Consider the following 18,045-nt stretch of genomic DNA (forward strand, 5'->3'; position numbering starts at 1 on the left):
TTATCTTTTTTCTGGAGCTGTGATGCCAAATAGTCTGACCTGGTGCGACCTGCCGACCGATGTCTCCCTCTGGCCTGGGTTGCCGCTATCGTTAAGTGGTGATGAGGTCATGCCGCTCGATTACCGTGCTGGCCGCAGCGGCTGGCTGCTGTATGGTCGCAATCTGGATAAAGAGTGCCTGAACCGCTATCAGCGTAAGCTGGGGGCGGCGATGGTTATCGTCACCGCATGGTGTGTTGAAGACTATCAGGTTATTCGTCTGGCGGGTTCATTAACGCCGCACGCTACCAAACTTGCGCACGAAGCGGGGCTGGACGTTGCGCCGCTGGGGAAAATTCCGCATCTGCGCACGCCGGGCCTGCTGGTGATGGATATGGACTCAACCGCGATTCAGATCGAATGTATTGATGAAATCGCCAAACTGGCGGGTACCGGTGAGATGGTGGCGGAAGTGACCGAACGCGCGATGCGTGGCGAGTTAGATTTCACCGCCAGCCTGAAACAGCGCGTGGCGACCCTGAAAGGGGCGAACGCTGCCATTCTGCGCCAGGTGCGTGATGACCTGCCGCTTATGCCAGGGCTGACTTCTCTGGTGTTAAAGCTTGAAGCGCTGGGCTGGAAAGTCGCGATCGCTTCCGGTGGCTTCACTTTCTTTGCTGAATACCTGCGCGATAAACTGCATCTCGATGCGGTGGTCGCCAACGAGCTGGAAATTTGCGACGGCAGGCTGACGGGTGAAGTGATCGGCCAGATTGTTGATGCGCAGTTCAAAGCCGAAACGCTCAGGCGTCTGGCGGATAAATATGACATTCCGGTCGCGCAAATTGTCGCGATTGGCGATGGGGCTAATGATTTACCGATGATCCAATCTGCAGGCCTGGGGATTGCCTATCATGCGAAACCTAAGGTGAATGAGAAAACGGAAATCACCATCCGTCACGCCGATTTGATGGGGGTGTTCTGTATTCTCTCCGGCAGCCTTATTCAGGAAGAACGCTAATGGCAAAAGCTCCGAAACGCGCATTTGTCTGTAACGAATGCGGCGCAGATTATCCTCGCTGGCAGGGGCAATGCAGCGCCTGTCATGCGTGGAACACCATCACAGAGGTGCGGATTGCCGCATCTGCGACCGTTGCGCGTAACGAGCGTTTGTCCGGTTATGCCGGTAGCGCAGGCGTCAGCAAAGTACAAAAACTTTCTGATATTAGCCTCGAAGAGCTGCCGCGCTTTTCCACCGGCTTTAAAGAGTTTGACCGTGTGTTAGGCGGTGGTGTGGTGCCTGGCAGCGCGATTTTGATTGGCGGTAATCCGGGGGCCGGTAAATCCACCCTGCTGCTGCAAACGCTGTGTAAACTCAGCGAACAGATGAAAACGCTGTACGTCACCGGCGAAGAGTCTCTGCAACAGGTGGCGATGCGCGCTCACCGGCTGGGTTTGCCGACCGGTAATCTGAATATGCTTTCGGAAACCGGCATCGAGCAAATCTGCATGATTGCCGAAGAAGAGGCGCCGAAGCTGATGGTTATCGACTCCATTCAGGTGATGCACATGGCGGATGTTCAGTCGTCGCCGGGCAGCGTGGCGCAGGTGCGTGAGTCCGCTGCTTACCTGACGCGCTTTGCGAAAACGCGCGGCGTGGCGATTATCATGGTGGGCCACGTCACCAAAGACGGTTCACTGGCGGGGCCAAAAGTGCTCGAACACTGCATCGACTGCTCGGTAATGCTGGATGGCGACGCGGATTCACGTTTCCGCACCCTACGCAGCCATAAAAACCGCTTCGGTGCGGTGAATGAGCTGGGCGTCTTTGCCATGACGGAGCAGGGGCTACGCGAAGTGAGCAACCCTTCCGCTATTTTCCTGAGCCGCGGCGATGAAGTGACTCCCGGCAGCTCGGTGATGGTGGTGTGGGAAGGAACGCGCCCGCTGCTGGTCGAAATTCAGGCGCTGGTGGATCAATCGATGATGTCCAACCCGCGCCGTGTCGCGGTGGGCCTTGAACAAAACCGTCTTGCCATATTACTCGCCGTTTTGCACCGTCACGGCGGCTTGCAAATGGCGGACCAGGATGTGTTTGTTAACGTGGTGGGCGGGGTGAAAGTCACCGAAACCAGCGCTGACCTGGCGCTATTGCTGGCGATGGTTTCCAGCCTGCGAAATCGCGCTTTACCGCAAGATTTAGTGGTGTTTGGTGAAGTCGGGCTGGCAGGCGAAATTCGCCCGGTGCCAAGCGGGCAGGAGCGTATTTCAGAGGCGGCAAAACACGGCTTTAAGCGTGCGATTGTTCCGCAGGCCAACGTGCCGAAAAAACTACCGCAAGGGATGCAGGTCTTCGGGGTGAAAAAATTGGCGGATGCGTTATCGGTGTTTGACGACTTATAATTGATTATTAATCTAATTTTGCAGGAGCAGGGAGCATGTCGTCTTTCGAATACCTGAAGACCGCTATTCGTCAGCAGAGCGTTACGCTGCAACAGGTCGCTGAATCCTGCGGCATGACCAAAGGCTACCTTAGCCAGTTACTGAACGCCAAAATCAAAAGCCCCAGCGCGCAGAAGCTGGAAGCGCTGCACCGTTTTCTGGGGCTGGAATTTCCCCGCCGTGAGAAAAAAGTCGGCGTGGTGTTCGGCAAGTTTTATCCGCTGCATACCGGGCATATCTATCTGATTCAACGGGCGGCAAGCCAGGTCGATGAACTCCATATCATTATGGGGTATGACGAAACCCGCGACCGCTTGCTGTTCGAAGACAGCGCCATGTCGCAACAGCCCACCACCGGCGACCGCCTGCGCTGGCTGCTACAGACGTTTAAGTACCAGAAAAATATCCGTATCCATTCGTTTAACGAAGAGGGAATGGAGCCTTATCCGCACGGCTGGGATGTCTGGAGCCGCGGCATCAAAGCTTTTATGGAAAGCAAAGGGATCAATCCCGATTGCATCTACACCTCTGAAGAGAGTGATGCGCCGCGCTTTATCGAGCAGCTCGGTATCGAAACGGTGCTTATCGACCCCCAGCGTACCTTTATGAATATCAGCGGCGGGCAGATCCGTGAAAACCCGTTCCGTTACTGGGAATATATTCCGACCGAGGTTAAACCGTTCTTTGTCAGAACCGTCGCGATTCTGGGCGGCGAGTCGAGCGGCAAGTCGTGGATGGTGAATAAGCTCGCCAATATTTTCAACACCACCAGCGCCTGGGAATACGGGCGTGATTACGTCTTTTCACACCTCGGCGGCGATGAAATGGCGCTGCAATATTCTGACTACGACAAAATTGCGATTGGGCACGCTCAGTACGTTGATTTCGCAGTCAAATATGCCAATAAAGTGGCGTTTATCGACACCGACTTCGTCACCACGCAGGCGTTCTGTAAAAAGTATGAAGGGCGTGAACACCCGTTTGTGCAGGCGTTGATCGACGAGTACCGTTTTGACCTGGTGATTTTGCTCGAGAACAATACGCCGTGGGTGGCCGATGGCTTGCGCAGCTTAGGCAGCGATACCGATCGTAAATCCTTCCAGAACCTGCTGGTGTCGATGCTTAATGAGAATAATATCAGCTATGTTCACGTGGAAGAGTCAGACTATGATGCGCGCTTCTTGCGCTGCGTGGATCTGGTGAAGAATATGATTGGCGAGCGGGGGTAAAACCACCCTAACCCTCAGGGAGAGGGTTAGGGTGAGGGCATACGAATTACTTAGTCACACGCTTGTACTTAATACGCTTCGGTTCCAGCGCATCGGCACCCAGGGTGCGTTTCTTGTACTCTTCGTACTCGGTAAAGTTACCTTCAAAGAACTCCACTTTACCTTCATCCTGGTAGTCCAGAATGTGCGTGGCGATACGGTCAAGGAACCAGCGGTCGTGGGAGATAACCATGGCGCAGCCCGGGAATTCCAGCAGGGCGTTTTCTAACGCGCGCAGGGTTTCGATATCCAGGTCGTTGGTGGGTTCATCGAGCAGCAAGACGTTACCGCCAACCTGCAGCAGTTTCGCCAGATGCAGACGACCACGCTCGCCGCCGGACAGTTCGCCCACACGTTTACCCTGGTCAACGCCTTTAAAGTTAAAGCGGCCAACGTAGGCACGGCTTGGCATCTCGGTGTTACCGACACGCATAATATCCTGGCCGCCGGACACTTCTTCCCACACGGTTTTGCTGTTGTCCATCGCGTCACGGAACTGATCGACAGAAGCCAGTTTCACGGTTTCACCCAGCTCAATGCTGCCGCTATCAGGCTGTTCCTGACCAGACATCATACGGAACAGGGTCGATTTACCCGCGCCGTTCGGCCCGATAATGCCGACAATCGCGCCTTTCGGTACCGAGAATGACAGGTCTTCAATCAGCAGGCGGTCGCTGTAGGATTTACGCAGGTTGGTCACTTCAACGACTTTATCGCCCAGACGCGCGCCTGGTGGAATAAACAGCTCGTTGGTTTCGTTACGTTTCTGGTATTCGGTATTGTTCAGCTCTTCAAAGCGAGCCAGACGGGCCTTGCCTTTAGACTGACGGCCTTTAGCGCCCTGGCGAACCCACTCCAGCTCTTTCTCAATGGATTTACGGCGAGCCGCTTCCGTTGAGGCTTCCTGAGCCAGACGCGCGTCTTTTTGCTCAAGCCAGGAAGAGTAGTTACCTTCCCACGGAATACCTTCACCGCGGTCAAGTTCCAGGATCCAGCCGGCAACGTTGTCGAGGAAGTAACGGTCGTGGGTAATTGCCACCACGGTCCCTTCGAAGTCGTGCAGGAAGCGCTCGAGCCACGCCACGGATTCTGCATCCAGGTGGTTGGTGGGTTCGTCGAGCAGCAGCATGTCTGGTTTTTCGAGCAGCAGGCGGCAAAGTGCCACGCGGCGGCGCTCGCCACCGGACAGGTTTGCGATTTTCGCATCCCAGTCCGGCAGACGCAGTGCATCAGCCGCACGCTCCAGCTGCACGTTCAGGTTATGGCCGTCGTGCGCCTGAATGATCTCTTCAAACTTGCCCTGTTGTGCGGCCAGCTTGTCGAAGTCAGCATCCGGCTCGGCATATTTGGCATACACTTCGTCGAGGCCTTTGAGGGCATTAACCACTTCAGCCACGGCTTCTTCAACGGATTCGCGAACCGTGTGCTCAAGGTTAAGCTGGGGCTCCTGCGGCAGGTAGCCGATTTTCAGGCCGGGTTGTGGACGGGCTTCGCCTTCGATGTCGGTATCAATGCCGGCCATAATGCGCAGCAGCGTGGATTTACCGGAACCGTTCAGACCCAGTACGCCAATCTTGGCGCCAGGGAAGAAACTGAGCGAGATATTTTTCAGAATATGACGTTTCGGCGGAACAACTTTGCCGACACGATGCATGGTATAAACGAATTGAGCCACAGTGCGACTTCGCCTCTTTTTCGTGATGTAAGATGGTTCGTATCAAAGGCGAAGTGTAGCCGTTTTCAGCAGGTAATCCCAGCAGGGGAAGTGGGATGTGTTACCCGAAATGGCGTGGAGCCTGTGATAGCCAAAATAATGCCTTCTGGCGTGGCGTAACTGCGAGACCAGAGTTAGCATCAAATAACCAATGGCGGCATGAGGCTGTCTGTGAAAATGTGAGGAGAACCTGTGGGGAAAGCCAAACCAGTCGTGGGGCAATTGCTGGTCGCGATTGCAGCTCTTGCGGCATTAACTCATGCAGTTCGTGCGGATTCGCTCGACGAGCAGCGCAGCCGCTACGCGCAAATCAAACAAGCGTGGGATCGCAAGCAAATGGATGTGGTGGCGCGAATCATGCCCACATTGCAGGAGTATCCACTCTATCCTTATCTCGAATATCGCCAGATTACTGACGATTTAATGAATGAGCCAACGCTCGTCGTCAGCCGTTTTATTGAAGCGAACCCAACGCTTCCGCCAGCGCGGGTGCTGAAATCACGCTTTGTGAATGAACTGGCGCGTCGTGAAGACTGGCGTGGCCTGCTGGCATTTAGCCCGGACCAACCGGGCACGACGGAAGCAAAGTGTCATTATTACTACGCGAAATTTAATACCGGCCAGGCTGGTGCTGCGTGGGCGGGAGCGAAAGATTTGTGGCTGACAGGCAAAAATCTGCCGTCGAGCTGTGAACGTTTATTCTCGGCGTGGCGTTCATCCGGCACCCAGGATCCGTTGGCGTATCTGGAACGTATCCGCCTGGCGATGAAAGAAGGAAATACTGCTCTGGTTAAAAATCTGGCAAACCAGATGCCAGCAGATTACCAGACCATTTCCAGCGCGCTGATTAACCTGCAAGACAACCCGAATACCGTGCTGACTTTTGCGCAAACTGTTGGGACAACCGACTTCAGTCGTCAGGCTGCCGCCGTGGCATTTGCCCGTGTGGCACGGGAGGACGTAGAAAATGCGCGCATGATGATTCCTGCGCTTATTCAGGCGCAAAAGCTTAACGATTCTCAGGCCCAGGAGCTAAGAGACACCGTGGCCTGGCGGCTGATGGGTAATGATGTCACCGCTGAACAGGTCGCCTGGCGGGATGATGCGATTATGCGTTCTGAGTCGACAAGCCTGATTGAACGCCGTGTGCGTATGGCGCTGGGTAGCGGCGATCGACATGGCCTGAATACCTGGCTTGCGCGTTTGCCTATGGCAGCCAAAGAGAAAGATGAATGGCGCTACTGGCAGGCAGATCTGCTGATGGAGCGCGGACGCGAGACGGAAGCCAAAGAGATCCTCCATGCGTTGATGCAGCAGCGTGGATTCTACCCGATGATAGCGGCCCAGCGTTTAGGGGAAGAGTATCCGTTACGCGTAGATAAAGCGGCGGCGGTAAACCCAGCGTTGGTACAAGGGCCAGAAATGGCGCGTGTTCGTGAGCTGATGTACTGGAGCCTGGATAACACCGCGCGCAGCGAATGGGCAAACCTGATAACCAGCCGCAGTAAACCTGAGCAGGAAGGGCTAGCGCGTTACGCGTTCGATCAAAACTGGTGGGATCTGAGCGTGCAGGCAACGATCGCCGGCAAGCTTTGGGATCATCTCGAAGAGCGTTTTCCGCTGGCGTACAAAGATACGTTCTCCCGCTACGTGAGCGGAAAAGATATCTCGCAAAGCTATGCGATGGCGATTGCGCGCCAGGAAAGCGCCTGGAACCCGAAAGTGAGATCGCCGGTTGGCGCCAGCGGTTTAATGCAAATCATGCCGGGTACCGCAACGCACACCGTGAAGATGTTTACTATTCCGGGTTACTCCAGCACCAGCCAACTGCTGGACCCGGATACCAATATCAACATCGGGACGAGCTATTTGCAGTATGTTTATCAGCAGTTTGAGAATAACCGGATTTTCTCATCAGCGGCGTATAACGCCGGGCCTGGACGCGTCAGAACCTGGCTTGGCAACAGCGCCGGGCGCATCGACGCGGTGGCGTTTGTCGAGAGTATTCCCTTCTCAGAAACGCGCGGATATGTGAAAAACGTGCTGGCTTACGATGCCTACTACAGTTATTTCATGGGCAAATCTAAGCCGCTACTCACCGATAGCGAGTGGCAACGGCGTTATTGATTTTGCGCGCGCTATGTTATGCTTGCGTACTAGTTGAATAGTATGGTGGCATAACATGACTCAGCACTCTCAATATTCGGCAGAGCACGCCGAGCAAAGTAATCAGGAGTGGCTCCGCTTTGTGGCGTTGCTACAGCAATCATTTGATCAACAGCTGCATATGCCGCTGTTGATGCTGTTGCTGACGCCAGACGAACGCACGGCCCTGGGGACGCGGGTCAGAATTATTGAAGAGCTATTACGCGGCGAGATGAGCCAGCGTGAACTTAAAAATGAACTGGGTGCGGGAATTGCCACCATCACGCGTGGATCAAACAGCCTGAAGTCTGCTCCGCCCGCATTACGCGCCTGGCTGGAGCAGGAGCTGCTGAGTGGCAAAAATTAACGATAAACGTCGTTATGGAACGGGCTTAACGCCAGAATAACCGCCTGATGGTAAACGCTACTGCGAGTCAGCTTCCCGGCGGTGAAAACCCCAATCGCCCCCTCTTTACGGCCAATTTTATCGATACCCGTATAGGTCGACATCACCGGTCCTAAAGCTGCGCCTGCACGTACCTTTTCAAGAATGACCGCCGGCAGCGGTAGCGTTGCCGAGCGGGCTTCGCCGCGCTGATTCTGGTTTTCAACTACCACCCAGCTAAACGTACTGTCGTCATCAATTCCCGCTTCCACCGCGACCCAAAAATCAGCTTCCGGGCGAACCTGGCGGGCATTCATTACCCGGCATCGTGCGCCAGTTCGCGTTTCATGGTTGCCAAACGGCTGTTCGGGCACGCCGCTATCGACGGCGACAGGCTCAATATGGCAGCATCCCTCGCCATAGATATCGTCGAATGCCTGGTGAATTGCCTGAATTTTGGCAGGATTGGTTGTTGCGCAGACGACATGGTACATAATCAGTGAAACTCTCAAGAAATTGTTGCCGCAGTATAACGGATAAAACGCATGTTACAGGTATACCTTGTTCGCCACGGCGAAACGCAGTGGAATGCGCAGCGCCGCATTCAGGGCCAGTCAGACAGTGCGCTGACTGAAAAAGGGGAACGTCAGGCCGAGCAGGTTGCCGAGCGTGCCAAAACATTAGGCATTACCCATGTGATTGCCAGCGATTTGGGGCGAACCCGCCGCACCGCTGAGATCATCGCGCTGGCGTGTGGCGTTGAGGTCACCCTCGATGCGCGCCTACGCGAGCTGGATATGGGCGTGTTAGAACGTCGCAGTCTTGACACGCTGAACGAAGAAGAAGAGGGATGGCGTCGGCAGCTGGTGAACGGCACGGCTGACGGGCGTATCCCCGAAGGCGAAAGCATGGCAGAGATGAGCGAACGTATGCACGCCGCTTTAAATGCTTGCCTGGATTTACCCGAGGGAAGTCGCCCGTTGCTGGTCAGTCACGGTATGGCGCTGGGCTGCCTTGTGAGCACCATTCTGGGCTTGCCTGCGTGGGCCGAACGTCGCTTACGTCTAAGAAACTGTTCCATTTCCCGGGTCGATCACCAGCAAAGCCCGTGGCTGGCATCCGGCTGGGTGGTGGAAACGGCAGGGGACATCTCGCACTTAGACGCCCCTGCGTTGGATGAGTTACAGCGTTAACGACGTCTACCCATCATCCTTCGAGTTGCAGGGGTGTTGGCTGCACTCACTTACCCGAATCACTTACTTTTTAACGACGTACCGGGATCAGATATTCGCAGCGGATTTGCATTGGTCGGTCATCAAGACGCGCTTCTTCCTGCGGGAAGAAGCGTTCAATATCCTGCCCCTTACGACGAGTCAGGTTCAACGACGGCATGCAGGTACCGTAAATCGTCAGGATAAACTCCTGCAGGCCGGTGCCGGGTCCTTCATAGTCGAACTGGACGTAATCCCCACCCTCAAGCCTGACCGGATGCGAGTCTGGCAGGAACCCATTCGCCATTTCCGGCGTCAGAGCCGTGGTATAAAATACGGCCTGTTCGTCATCTTTCTCGGCGCTTGGGCGAGGCTCGTGCAAACCGTACAGCACGCGCGGCAGCGTAGGCGAGTTGCCGAGGAACTGAGTCCAGAACTGGATGCGCATTTCGTTACGGAAATCAGAGATTTGCTCAAGCGTACAGCTGTAGCTTTGCGTGACGCCTACCAGATCCGTTTCCGGCAGCGTGACAAATTGCGCCTGCGGCAGAATATACTCATCTAAGCGCAGCGGTGGACGCATGCCGAATGCGCTCCAGTCAGGGGAGCGGCGATAAAGCGCGGGCGTTTGAGCAAACTGCTTTTTGAAGGCGCGGGTAAAGGTCTGCTGTGAATCAAAACGGTACTGCAGAGCAATATCAAGAATGGGACGCGCGGTTAAACGTAGTGCCACGGCAGATTTTGATAAACGACGAGCACGAATGTATGCGCCAATGGCATGGCCCGTGACATCTTTGAACATCCGTTGCAGATGCCACTTGGAATAGCCTGCCTTTGCCGCCACATTATCGAGGGAGAGTGGCCGATCCAGATGGCTTTCCAGCCAGGTTAATAGATCGCGAATGATCCCTGCCTGATCCATATAATATCCTCATCCTGATACGGCGAATGCCGTTAATGTGGGCGATGATAGCATTTTTTGTCATGCTGACATTCAGCGTTTTTTTTAACAATACGTGCCAAAATTAGTTACTCATTGCGACAATTTTATTAATAACGTGATATTTAACGTTTTTTTAGCCCAAAGTGTGAATAGTTCACTAAAGCAATCTTAATTAATGGTAACAATATGAAATATAAAGTTTTAGTTTTACTAAGTTCATTGCTGGTTATTTCACTGGGAGTGCGGGCGGAAGAGATCGGCTCCGTGGATACCGTTTTCAAAGTGTTTGGTCCTGACCATAAAATCGTTGTCGAGGCATTTGATGACCCCGATGTTAAAAACGTCACCTGCTATATTAGCCGGGCAAAAACGGGCGGCATTAAAGGCGGGCTGGGACTGGCAGAAGATACCTCAGACGCAGCGATTTCTTGCCAGCAGGTCGGGCCGGTTGAGCTAAGCGAGAAAATCAAAGCGGGTAAAACACAGGGCGATGTTGTCTTTCGCAAACGCACCTCGCTGGTGTTCAAAAAGCTGCAGGTCGTGCGCTTCTATGATGCCAAACGCAACACCCTGGCCTACCTGGCGTACTCCGACAAGGTGGTTGAAGGTTCACCTAAAAATGCGCTGAGTGCGGTGCCGATTATGCCGTGGAAGTAACTGCGCCATAATGCTGCCAGCTCACGATAATTGCCGGTGCGGTATAGCCCGCGGGTGGAGCAGAGGTTTCAGCAGGCAAAAGAAAAGGGCGGATAAAATCCGCCCTTTCGTATTCAAGTTGATTACAGGTTTATTCCTGTAAATCGCCGCAGAAGCGATAACCTTCACCATGGATAGTGGCGATGATCTCAGGTGTATCCGGAGTCGATTCGAAGTGCTTACGAATACGACGAATGGTCACATCAACAGTACGGTCGTGCGGCTTCAGCTCACGGCCGGTCATCTTTTTCAGCAATTCAGCACGGGACTGAATTTTCCCTGGGTTTTCGCAGAAGTGCAGCATCGCGCGGAATTCGCTACGCGGCAGCTTGTACTGCTCGCCATTTGGGCTAACCAGCGAACGGCTATTGATATCCAGCTCCCAGCCATTGAACTTGTAGCTTTCAACGGAACGACGTTCTTCGCTGATTGCTCCCAGGTTCATGGTGCGAGACAACAGGTTACGCGCACGAATGGTTAATTCACGTGGGTTGAACGGCTTAGTGATGTAATCATCTGCACCAATTTCAAGGCCAAGGATTTTATCCACTTCGTTGTCGCGGCCGGTCAGGAACATTAACGCCACATTGGCTTGCTCACGCAGTTCACGCGCCAGCAGCAGGCCGTTTTTACCTGGCAGATTGATGTCCATAATGACCAGATTGATGTCATTATCGGAAAGGATTTGATGCATTTCAGCGCCATCGGTCGCTTCGAATACATCATAACCTTCAGCTTCAAAAATGCTCTTTAACGTATTGCGTGTTACTAATTCGTCTTCGACGATAAGAATATGCGGGGTCTGCATGCTTGCTACCTAAAATTGCCAACTAAATCGAAACAGGAAGTACAAAAGTCCCTGACCTGCCTAATACATGTCAAAAATTAACATGCTGGGCGTAACATGACTAAAGTACGTAATTGCGTTCTTGATGCATTTTCCATCAACGTCAACAACATCATTAGCTTGGTCGTGGGCACTTTTCCCTCTGGACCCGACGGTGTCAAAAACGGTTGTTATCCTATACCATTTTAACAGCAACATAACAGGCAGGACCGCTTTAGACATCTGAGAAAACTACGCTTCGTTGACATATATCAAATTCAATTGTAGCACGTTAACAGTTTGATGAAATCATCGCAGCGTTTTGCCACCTTTCATCACAATTTTTTACTCGCCAGAATAGTTACGGCAGGCGATTGGTAAAGATTATCAATCAAATTGATAGCGGCATTGTATCTGTTTTTTATCTATATAAAACAATAAGATAATTCTGTTTGTCGCATTTGTGTTTGCAGGTCTTACCACCGGTAAGCATTCAGGATGCTTATGATTCGTATTGCCGCTATTTTATCGGTTAATGTTGCCTTAATGTAAATTTTTGCCGCGTATTATCATTTGAATTTTGTGAATATTGATTAGCAGATCCTTTTTTAAGAGAGTTTTAATGCGTTTTTTAATTATTTTAGTCGCCCCTGCGAGGGCTGAAAATGTCGGGGCGGCCGCCCGCGCCATGAAAACCATGGGCTTTGCCCAATTGCGGATTGTTGATAGCGAGGCCGACCGCCAGCCTGAAGCTCGCTGGGTCGCTCATGGGTCCGGCGAGGTGCTGGAGAATGCCCAGCATTTCCCTACGCTTGCACAAGCGCTATATGACGTCGATTTTACCATTGCGACCACCGCCCGTAGCCGCGCCAAATTTCATTACTACGCCACGCCGCAGCAATTAGTGCCGCTGCTTGAAGAGAAGCGCCAATGGGTAGGGACTGCGGCATTGGTTTTTGGGCGTGAAGATTCAGGGCTAACCAACGAAGAGCTTGAGCTGGCGGATGTCTTAACCGGCGTGCCAATGGTGGCGGATTATCCGTCGCTGAATCTTGGCCAGGCGGTGATGGTTTACTGCTACCAGCTCTCTGCGCTGATGCAACAGGCGTCTGCAGAATCGGATGCCGTAGATGTTCAGCAATTAAATGCGCTGCGCTCCCGCATCACCGCGCTGCTTGAACGAGTGGATGCCAGCGATGACCAAAAACTGGCCGACTGGCTGCAGCAGCGTCTTGGTCTGTTAGCCCAACGCGATACGGCAATGTTGCATCGCTTGCTCCATGATATTGAAAAAAAGTTACCAGAGAAAAATACTGATAACTGAACCAATACCAGTGAGGATAAGCGGTGATTTCCCCTGCGGCTCAGGGTAATAAGCGAATTTTCTAATGATTTATCAGTGCTCAACTGCTGTGTCACAGGCAGGAGTAAAATTAAAAATAAATTGACTTAACCTGGCGGATACTTTAGTCAATACAGGTAAATCAGATGACGAGCACACAACATCCATGATCCGTATCAGCCCGATGACCACAATGATTACCACCACCATTACCACAGGTAACGGTGCGGGCTGACGCATACCAGGAAAAACGAAAAAAGCCCGCACCTAAACAGTGCGGGCTTTTTTTTGAACTAAAAACTCAAGGGTAATAACAAATGCGAGTGTTGAAATTCGGTGGTACTTCAGTGGCAAATGCGGAGCGTTTTCTGCGCGTTGCCGACATCCTGGAAAGCAATGCCAAACAGGGGCAGGTGGCTACCGTGCTGTCTGCCCCGGCAAAAATTACCAATCACCTCGTAGCCATGATTGAAAAAACCATTGGCGGCCTGGATGCTTTACCGAATATCAGCGACGTAGAACACATTTTTAACCAGTTGCTTAACGGCCTTGCCGATGCGCAGTCGGGTTTCCCGCTCGCACAGCTTAAAGCGTTTGTTGACCAGGAGTTTGCTCAACTGAAGCATGTGCTGCATGGTATCAGCCTGCTGGGGCAGTGCCCGGACAGCATCAATGCGGCGATTATCTGCCGGGGTGAAAAGCTTTCCATCGCCATCATGGCTGAACTGCTTAAAGCCCGCGGCCACAGCGTGACGGTTATCAACCCGGTTGAGAAACTGCTCGCCGTTGGGCATTACCTTGAGTCCACCGTGGATATCGCTGAATCCACGCGTCGCATCGCGGCCAGCCGCATTCCGGCTGACCATATGATCCTGATGGCGGGCTTTACTGCCGGGAACGATAAAGGCGAGCTGGTGGTGTTAGGACGCAATGGTTCTGACTACTCAGCGGCCGTGCTGGCGGCCTGTTTACGTGCCGATTGCTGCGAGATCTGGACCGACGTCGACGGCGTTTATACCTGCGACCCGCGCCAGGTACCCGACGCGAGATTGCTGAAATCCATGTCGTATCAGGAAGCCATGGAGCTTTCTTACTTCGGCGCTAAAGTTCTGCACCCACGTACTATCTCCCCCATCGCGCAGTTCCAAATCCCTTGTCTGATAAAAAATACCGGAAACCCGCAGGCGCCCGGCACCTTAATCGGCGCCGAAAGTGACGAGGATGAACTGCCGGTTAAAGGCATTACGAATCTGAATAACATGGCGATGTTTAACGTTTCAGGCCCAGGGATGAAGGGGATGGTGGGGATGGCGGCGCGTGTCTTTGCTGCGATGTCACGCGCCGGAATTTCGGTGGTGCTGATCACTCAGTCATCCTCTGAATACAGCATCAGCTTCTGTGTCCCGCAGGCCGATTGCGGGCGTGCGCGCCGCGCGATGGATGATGAGTTCTATCTTGAGCTGAAAGAAGGCCTGCTTGAACCGCTGGCAATCATGGAGCATCTGGCGATTATCTCCGTTGTGGGTGACGGTATGCGCACGCTGCGCGGCATTTCTGCCAAATTCTTCGCCGCCCTTGCCCGCGCCAATATCAACATTGTGGCGATTGCACAGGGATCGTCAGAGCGTTCAATCTCTGTGGTCGTCAGCAATGACGATGCCACCACCGGCGTGCGCGTTACCCATCAGATGCTGTTCAATACCGACCAGGTTATCGAAGTCTTCCTGATTGGCGTCGGCGGCGTGGGGACGGCATTGATGGAGCAGGTGAAGCGCCAGCAGGCGTGGCTCAAGCAAAAACATATCGATTTACGCGTCTGCGGCATTGCGAACTCAAAAGCCCTGCTGACCAATATTCACGGCCTGAATCTGGATAACTGGCAGGAAGAGCTGGCGCAGGCAAAAGAGCCGTTCAACCTTGGCCGCCTGATTCGCCTGGTGAAAGAGTACCACCTGCTCAACCCGGTGATTGTGGACTGTACTTCCAGCCAGGCGGTGGCCGATCAGTACGCGGATTTCCTGAGTGAAGGTTTCCACGTGGTGACGCCGAACAAAAAGGCGAACACCTCGACCATGAACTACTACCACCAGATGCGTAATGCGGCGGCGAAATCACGCCGTAAATTCCTTTACGATACCAACGTGGGCGCAGGCCTGCCGGTTATTGAAAACCTGCAAAACTTGCTGAACGCGGGCGATGAATTAAAACGTTTCACCGGCGTGCTTTCCGGCTCGCTGTCGTTTATTTTTGGCAAGCTGGATGAAGGCATGAGCCTGTCGGAAGCCACCAAAATGGCCCGTGAAATGGGGTATACCGAACCGGACCCGCGTGACGATCTGTCCGGCATGGACGTGGCGCGCAAGCTGCTGATCCTGGCCCGTGAAACCGGCAGCCACTTTGAGCTGTCCGATATTGTTATCGAATCCGTTCTGCCTGAGTCTTTTGATGCCACAGGTGATGTGGAATCATTTATGGCGCGTTTACCGCGCCTGGATGACGAGTTTTCAGCGCGCGTGGCGAAAGCCCGCGACGAAGGAAAAGCGCTGCGCTATGTTGGCGTAATCGAAGCAGACGGTAGCTGCAAAGTTAAAATTGATGCGGTCGATGGTAACGACCCGTTGTATAAAGTTAAAAACGGCGAGAATGCGCTGGCCTTCTACAGCCATTATTATCAGCCGTTACCGCTGGTGCTGCGCGGTTATGGCGCAGGAAACGATGTCACCGCCGCCGGTGTTTTCGCCGACTTATTGCGCACTTTGTCATGGAAGTTAGGAGTTTAAGATGGTTAAAGTATATGCCCCGGCTTCCAGCGCCAATATGAGCGTCGGGTTTGATGTGCTGGGGGCGGCGGTTTCGCCGATTGATGGCTCGCTGCTTGGCGATTACGTGACGGTCGAAGCGGCAGACACTTTCAGTTTGAATAATATTGGACGCTTCGCCAGCAAGTTACCTGATGAACCGCGCGAAAATATCGTTTACCAATGCTGGGAGCGTTTCTGCCAGGAAATCGGCAAAAATATTCCGGTGGCCATGACGCTGGAAAAAAGCATGCCGATTGGCTCCGGTCTGGGGTCGAGCGCCTGTTCGGTGGTCGCAGGCTTAATGGCGATGAATGAATATTGCGGCAAACCGCTAAGCGACACCCGCTTGCTGAGCCTGATGGGGGAACTGGAAGGGCGCATCTCCGGCAGCGTTCACTACGATAACGTGGCGCCGTGCTTCCTCGGCGGCATGCAGTTGATGATTGAAGAAAATGGCATCATCAGCCAGTCGGTGCCGGGTTTTGATGAGTGGCTGTGGGTGCTGGCGTATCCGGGGATCAAAGTGTCCACCGCTGAAGCGCGCGCGATTCTACCGGCGCAGTATCGCCGCCAGGATTGCATTAGCCATGGTCGCCATCTGGCGGGCTTTATTCACGCCTGCCACACTCGCCAGCCGCAGCTTGCGGCAAAGCTGATGCGCGATGTGATTGCCGAGCCTTACCGCGCAAAATTGCTGCCGCGCTTTAGCGAAGCACGGCAGGCCGCCGCGGATATTGGCGCACTGGCGAGTGGTATTTCGGGTTCCGGCCCAACTCTTTTTGCGCTGTGCGATAACACTGACACCGCACAACGCGTGGCTGACTGGCTCAGCCAACACTATTTGCAGAACCAGGAAGGTTTTGTACATATTTGCCGTCTGGACACGGCGGGCGCACGAGTTCTGGGATAACGCATGAAACTGTATAACCTTAAAGATCATAATGAGCAGGTCACTTTTGCCCAGGCAATTGTGCAGGGGTTGGGTAAACAGCAGGGGCTGTTTTTTCCTCACGACTTGCCGGAATTTGAACTGACCGAAGTCGACGCAATGTTGAAGATGGATTTCGTCACTCGCAGCAGTAAGATTTTGTCTGCATTTATCGGTGATGAAATCCCGCAAGAAATTCTCGAGGAACGTGTGCGTGCGGCGTTTGCTTTCCCTGCACCGGTGAAAAGCGTAGAGCCAGATATCGGCTGCCTTGAGCTATTCCACGGTCCAACGCTGGCGTTTAAAGATTTCGGCGGCCGCTTTATGGCGCAGATGCTGACGCATATCAGCGGCGACAAACCTGTAACTATTCTGACCGCGACATCCGGTGACACCGGTGCGGCGGTTGCCCACGCGTTCTACGGCCTGAAAAACGTGCGCGTGGTGATTCTGTACCCGCGCGGAAAAATCAGCCCACTGCAGGAAAAACTGTTCTGCACCCTCGGTGGAAACATTGAAACCGTAGCCATTGACGGCGATTTCGATGCCTGCCAGGCGCTGGTGAAACAGGCCTTTGATGACGAAGAGCTGAAAGCGGCGCTGGGGTTAAACTCCGCCAACTCTATCAACATCAGCCGCCTGCTGGCGCAGATTTGCTACTACTTTGAAGCGGTGGCACAGCTGCCACAAGAAGCTCGCAATCAGCTGGTGGTTTCCGTACCCAGCGGCAACTTTGGCGATCTGACGGCGGGCCTGCTGGCAAAATCTCTGGGCTTACCCATCAAGCGCTTTATCGCGGCGACCAACGCCAACGATACCGTTCCGCGCTTCCTGACGAATGGCGCATGGGCTCCAAAAACCACGGTGGCTACGCTGTCTAACGCGATGGATGTCAGCCAGCCGAACAACTGGCCGCGCGTAGAAGAGCTGTTCCGCCGCAAAACCTGGCGTCTGACCGACCTCGGTTATGCGACTGTCACCGACGAAACCACCACAGCCACGATGAAAGAGCTCAAAGCGGTAGGCTATATTTCTGAGCCACACGCGGCTATCGCTTATCGTGCGCTGCGTGACCAGCTAAAACCGGGCGAATATGGTCTGTTCCTGGGCACCGCGCATCCGGCAAAATTCAAAGAAAGCGTGGAGGAGATCCTCGGGGAAACTCTGCCACTGCCCGCTGAGCTTGCCGAGCGCGCGGAGCTGCCGCTGCTTTCCCATCATCTGCCTGCGGATTTTGCCGCGTTGCGCGAATTGATGATGAAAAAGGCATAAAGCGGTAAGGTAAATTGCTGACAAAGAAGGAAAAAGCGTGGTTTTTCCTTCTTTGTGGTTATCAGCCGAAATCAATAAATTGATTTTCCTTGT

At 53.6% G+C, this 18,045-nt stretch carries 16 protein-coding genes, 1 pseudogene and 1 other annotated feature; of the genes and pseudogenes, 13 read left to right on the plus strand and 4 right to left on the minus strand.

The features are described from left to right. The first annotated feature begins 22 nt into the window (after nucleotides 1-22). The 3 genes from serB to nadR are packed head-to-tail and all read left to right on the plus strand — an operon-like array spanning nucleotide 23 to nucleotide 3,650. Entirely contained in the window at nucleotides 23-1,000 is a 978-nt protein-coding gene (serB, locus tag EHN07_RS08455) for a phosphoserine phosphatase (RefSeq protein ID WP_124023737.1), read from the plus strand. After that, nucleotides 1,000-2,382 carry a DNA repair protein RadA gene (radA, locus tag EHN07_RS08460; RefSeq protein WP_124023738.1) on the plus strand — a complete coding sequence of 461 codons (1,383 nt, stop codon included), beginning with the start codon at nucleotides 1,000-1,002 and terminating at the stop codon, nucleotides 2,380-2,382. The genes serB and radA overlap by 1 nt, the downstream gene beginning before the upstream one ends. A gap of 35 nt (nucleotides 2,383-2,417) precedes the next feature. Next, nucleotides 2,418-3,650: a multifunctional transcriptional regulator/nicotinamide-nucleotide adenylyltransferase/ribosylnicotinamide kinase NadR gene (gene nadR / locus EHN07_RS08465; protein WP_124023739.1), complete on the plus strand. Its 1,233-nt coding sequence runs from the start codon at nucleotides 2,418-2,420 to the stop codon at nucleotides 3,648-3,650. A 46-nt stretch (nucleotides 3,651-3,696) separates the two neighbouring features. Here the strand turns inward: nadR and ettA are convergent, their stop codons facing one another. Beyond that, a complete protein-coding gene (gene ettA / locus EHN07_RS08470) occupies nucleotides 3,697-5,364 on the minus strand; it encodes an energy-dependent translational throttle protein EttA (protein WP_124023740.1) in 1,668 nt (555 codons plus the stop codon). Nucleotides 5,365-5,595: 231 nt separating this feature from the next. On the opposite strand from ettA, the gene sltY reads away from it, so the two are divergent. Together sltY and trpR are read left to right on the plus strand one after the other, a co-directional pair. Continuing rightward, the gene (sltY, locus tag EHN07_RS08475) at nucleotides 5,596-7,530 is read left to right on the plus strand and encodes a murein transglycosylase (RefSeq protein ID WP_124023741.1); all 1,935 of its coding nucleotides are present in this window, start codon (nucleotides 5,596-5,598) and stop codon (nucleotides 7,528-7,530) included. Nucleotides 7,531-7,585: 55 nt separating this feature from the next. Beyond that, a complete protein-coding gene (gene trpR, locus EHN07_RS08480; protein WP_124023742.1) occupies nucleotides 7,586-7,915 on the plus strand; it encodes a trp operon repressor in 330 nt (109 codons plus the stop codon). Here the strand turns inward: trpR and yjjX are convergent. Beyond that, the gene (gene yjjX, locus EHN07_RS08485; RefSeq protein ID WP_124023750.1) at nucleotides 7,912-8,427 is read right to left on the minus strand and encodes an inosine/xanthosine triphosphatase; all 516 of its coding nucleotides are present in this window, start codon (nucleotides 8,425-8,427) and stop codon (nucleotides 7,912-7,914) included. The two genes, trpR and yjjX, sit on opposite strands and share 4 nt — an antisense overlap. Before the next feature lie 51 nt (nucleotides 8,428-8,478). Between yjjX and gpmB the strand changes: the two genes are divergently transcribed. Beyond that, nucleotides 8,479-9,126, plus strand: a complete 648-nt coding sequence (gene gpmB, locus EHN07_RS08490) for a 2,3-diphosphoglycerate-dependent phosphoglycerate mutase GpmB (protein WP_124023743.1) — start codon at nucleotides 8,479-8,481, stop codon at nucleotides 9,124-9,126. Between the two features lie 70 nt (nucleotides 9,127-9,196). Here the strand turns inward: gpmB and robA are convergent, their stop codons facing one another. Beyond that, nucleotides 9,197-10,066, minus strand: coding sequence for an MDR efflux pump AcrAB transcriptional activator RobA (gene robA, locus EHN07_RS08495; protein ID WP_124023744.1), 870 nt, complete (start codon nucleotides 10,064-10,066; stop codon nucleotides 9,197-9,199). 207 nt (nucleotides 10,067-10,273) lie between these two features. Between robA and creA the strand changes: the two genes are divergently transcribed. Continuing rightward, nucleotides 10,274-10,744, plus strand: a complete 471-nt coding sequence (gene creA / locus EHN07_RS08500; protein ID WP_124023745.1) for a protein CreA — start codon at nucleotides 10,274-10,276, stop codon at nucleotides 10,742-10,744. 130 nt (nucleotides 10,745-10,874) lie between these two features. Here the strand turns inward: creA and arcA are convergent, their stop codons facing one another. Continuing rightward, entirely contained in the window at nucleotides 10,875-11,591 is a 717-nt protein-coding gene (gene arcA / locus EHN07_RS08505) for a two-component system response regulator ArcA (protein WP_034459438.1), read from the minus strand. Nucleotides 11,592-11,687: 96 nt separating this feature from the next. Between arcA and yjjY the strand changes: the two are divergent. From yjjY to thrC, 6 genes and pseudogenes are all read left to right on the plus strand, one after another. Next, nucleotides 11,688-11,830 (plus strand): annotated as a pseudogene (gene yjjY / locus EHN07_RS08510) (YjjY family protein). Nucleotides 11,831-12,231: 401 nt separating this feature from the next. Next, nucleotides 12,232-12,933: a tRNA/rRNA methyltransferase gene (locus tag EHN07_RS08515; RefSeq protein ID WP_124023746.1), complete on the plus strand. Its 702-nt coding sequence runs from the start codon at nucleotides 12,232-12,234 to the stop codon at nucleotides 12,931-12,933. A 184-nt stretch (nucleotides 12,934-13,117) separates the two neighbouring features. Further along, nucleotides 13,118-13,186 (plus strand): thr operon leader peptide, encoded by a 69-nt coding sequence (gene thrL, locus EHN07_RS20850; RefSeq protein ID WP_124023751.1) that lies wholly within the window; start codon nucleotides 13,118-13,120, stop codon nucleotides 13,184-13,186. Next, nucleotides 13,125-13,242 (plus strand) — a sequence feature (Thr leader region). Its footprint overlaps the gene before it by 62 nt. A 26-nt stretch (nucleotides 13,243-13,268) precedes the next feature. Further along, the gene (gene thrA, locus EHN07_RS08525; RefSeq protein ID WP_124023747.1) at nucleotides 13,269-15,731 is read left to right on the plus strand and encodes a bifunctional aspartate kinase/homoserine dehydrogenase I; all 2,463 of its coding nucleotides are present in this window, start codon (nucleotides 13,269-13,271) and stop codon (nucleotides 15,729-15,731) included. Nucleotide 15,732: 1 nt separating this feature from the next. Next, nucleotides 15,733-16,662 carry a homoserine kinase gene (thrB, locus tag EHN07_RS08530; RefSeq protein WP_124023748.1) on the plus strand — a complete coding sequence of 310 codons (930 nt, stop codon included), beginning with the start codon at nucleotides 15,733-15,735 and terminating at the stop codon, nucleotides 16,660-16,662. A 3-nt stretch (nucleotides 16,663-16,665) separates the two neighbouring features. Continuing rightward, nucleotides 16,666-17,952 carry a threonine synthase gene (gene thrC, locus EHN07_RS08535; RefSeq protein ID WP_124023749.1) on the plus strand — a complete coding sequence of 429 codons (1,287 nt, stop codon included), beginning with the start codon at nucleotides 16,666-16,668 and terminating at the stop codon, nucleotides 17,950-17,952. The last annotated feature ends 93 nt before the right edge of the window (nucleotides 17,953-18,045 follow it).

This window comes from Buttiauxella warmboldiae, assembly GCF_003818135.1.
Classification (GTDB): Bacteria; Pseudomonadota; Gammaproteobacteria; order Enterobacterales; family Enterobacteriaceae; genus Buttiauxella; species Buttiauxella warmboldiae.

Bases quoted from the DNA above. Each gene is read 5' to 3' on its own strand.
- serB (WP_124023737.1), top strand. From the start codon at position 23: ATGCCAAATAGTCTGACCTGGTGCGACCTGCCGACCGATGTCTCCCTC.
- radA (WP_124023738.1), top strand. From the start codon at position 1,000: ATGGCAAAAGCTCCGAAACGCGCATTTGTCTGTAACGAATGCGGCGCA.
- nadR (WP_124023739.1), top strand. From the start codon at position 2,418: ATGTCGTCTTTCGAATACCTGAAGACCGCTATTCGTCAGCAGAGCGTT.
- trpR (WP_124023742.1), top strand. From the start codon at position 7,586: ATGACTCAGCACTCTCAATATTCGGCAGAGCACGCCGAGCAAAGTAAT.
- yjjX (WP_124023750.1), bottom strand. From the start codon at position 8,427: ATGTACCATGTCGTCTGCGCAACAACCAATCCTGCCAAAATTCAGGCA.
- gpmB (WP_124023743.1), top strand. From the start codon at position 8,479: ATGTTACAGGTATACCTTGTTCGCCACGGCGAAACGCAGTGGAATGCG.
- robA (WP_124023744.1), bottom strand. From the start codon at position 10,066: ATGGATCAGGCAGGGATCATTCGCGATCTATTAACCTGGCTGGAAAGC.
- creA (WP_124023745.1), top strand. From the start codon at position 10,274: ATGAAATATAAAGTTTTAGTTTTACTAAGTTCATTGCTGGTTATTTCA.
- arcA (WP_034459438.1), bottom strand. From the start codon at position 11,591: ATGCAGACCCCGCATATTCTTATCGTCGAAGACGAATTAGTAACACGC.
- EHN07_RS08515 (WP_124023746.1), top strand. From the start codon at position 12,232: ATGCGTTTTTTAATTATTTTAGTCGCCCCTGCGAGGGCTGAAAATGTC.
- thrA (WP_124023747.1), top strand. From the start codon at position 13,269: ATGCGAGTGTTGAAATTCGGTGGTACTTCAGTGGCAAATGCGGAGCGT.
- thrB (WP_124023748.1), top strand. From the start codon at position 15,733: ATGGTTAAAGTATATGCCCCGGCTTCCAGCGCCAATATGAGCGTCGGG.
- thrC (WP_124023749.1), top strand. From the start codon at position 16,666: ATGAAACTGTATAACCTTAAAGATCATAATGAGCAGGTCACTTTTGCC.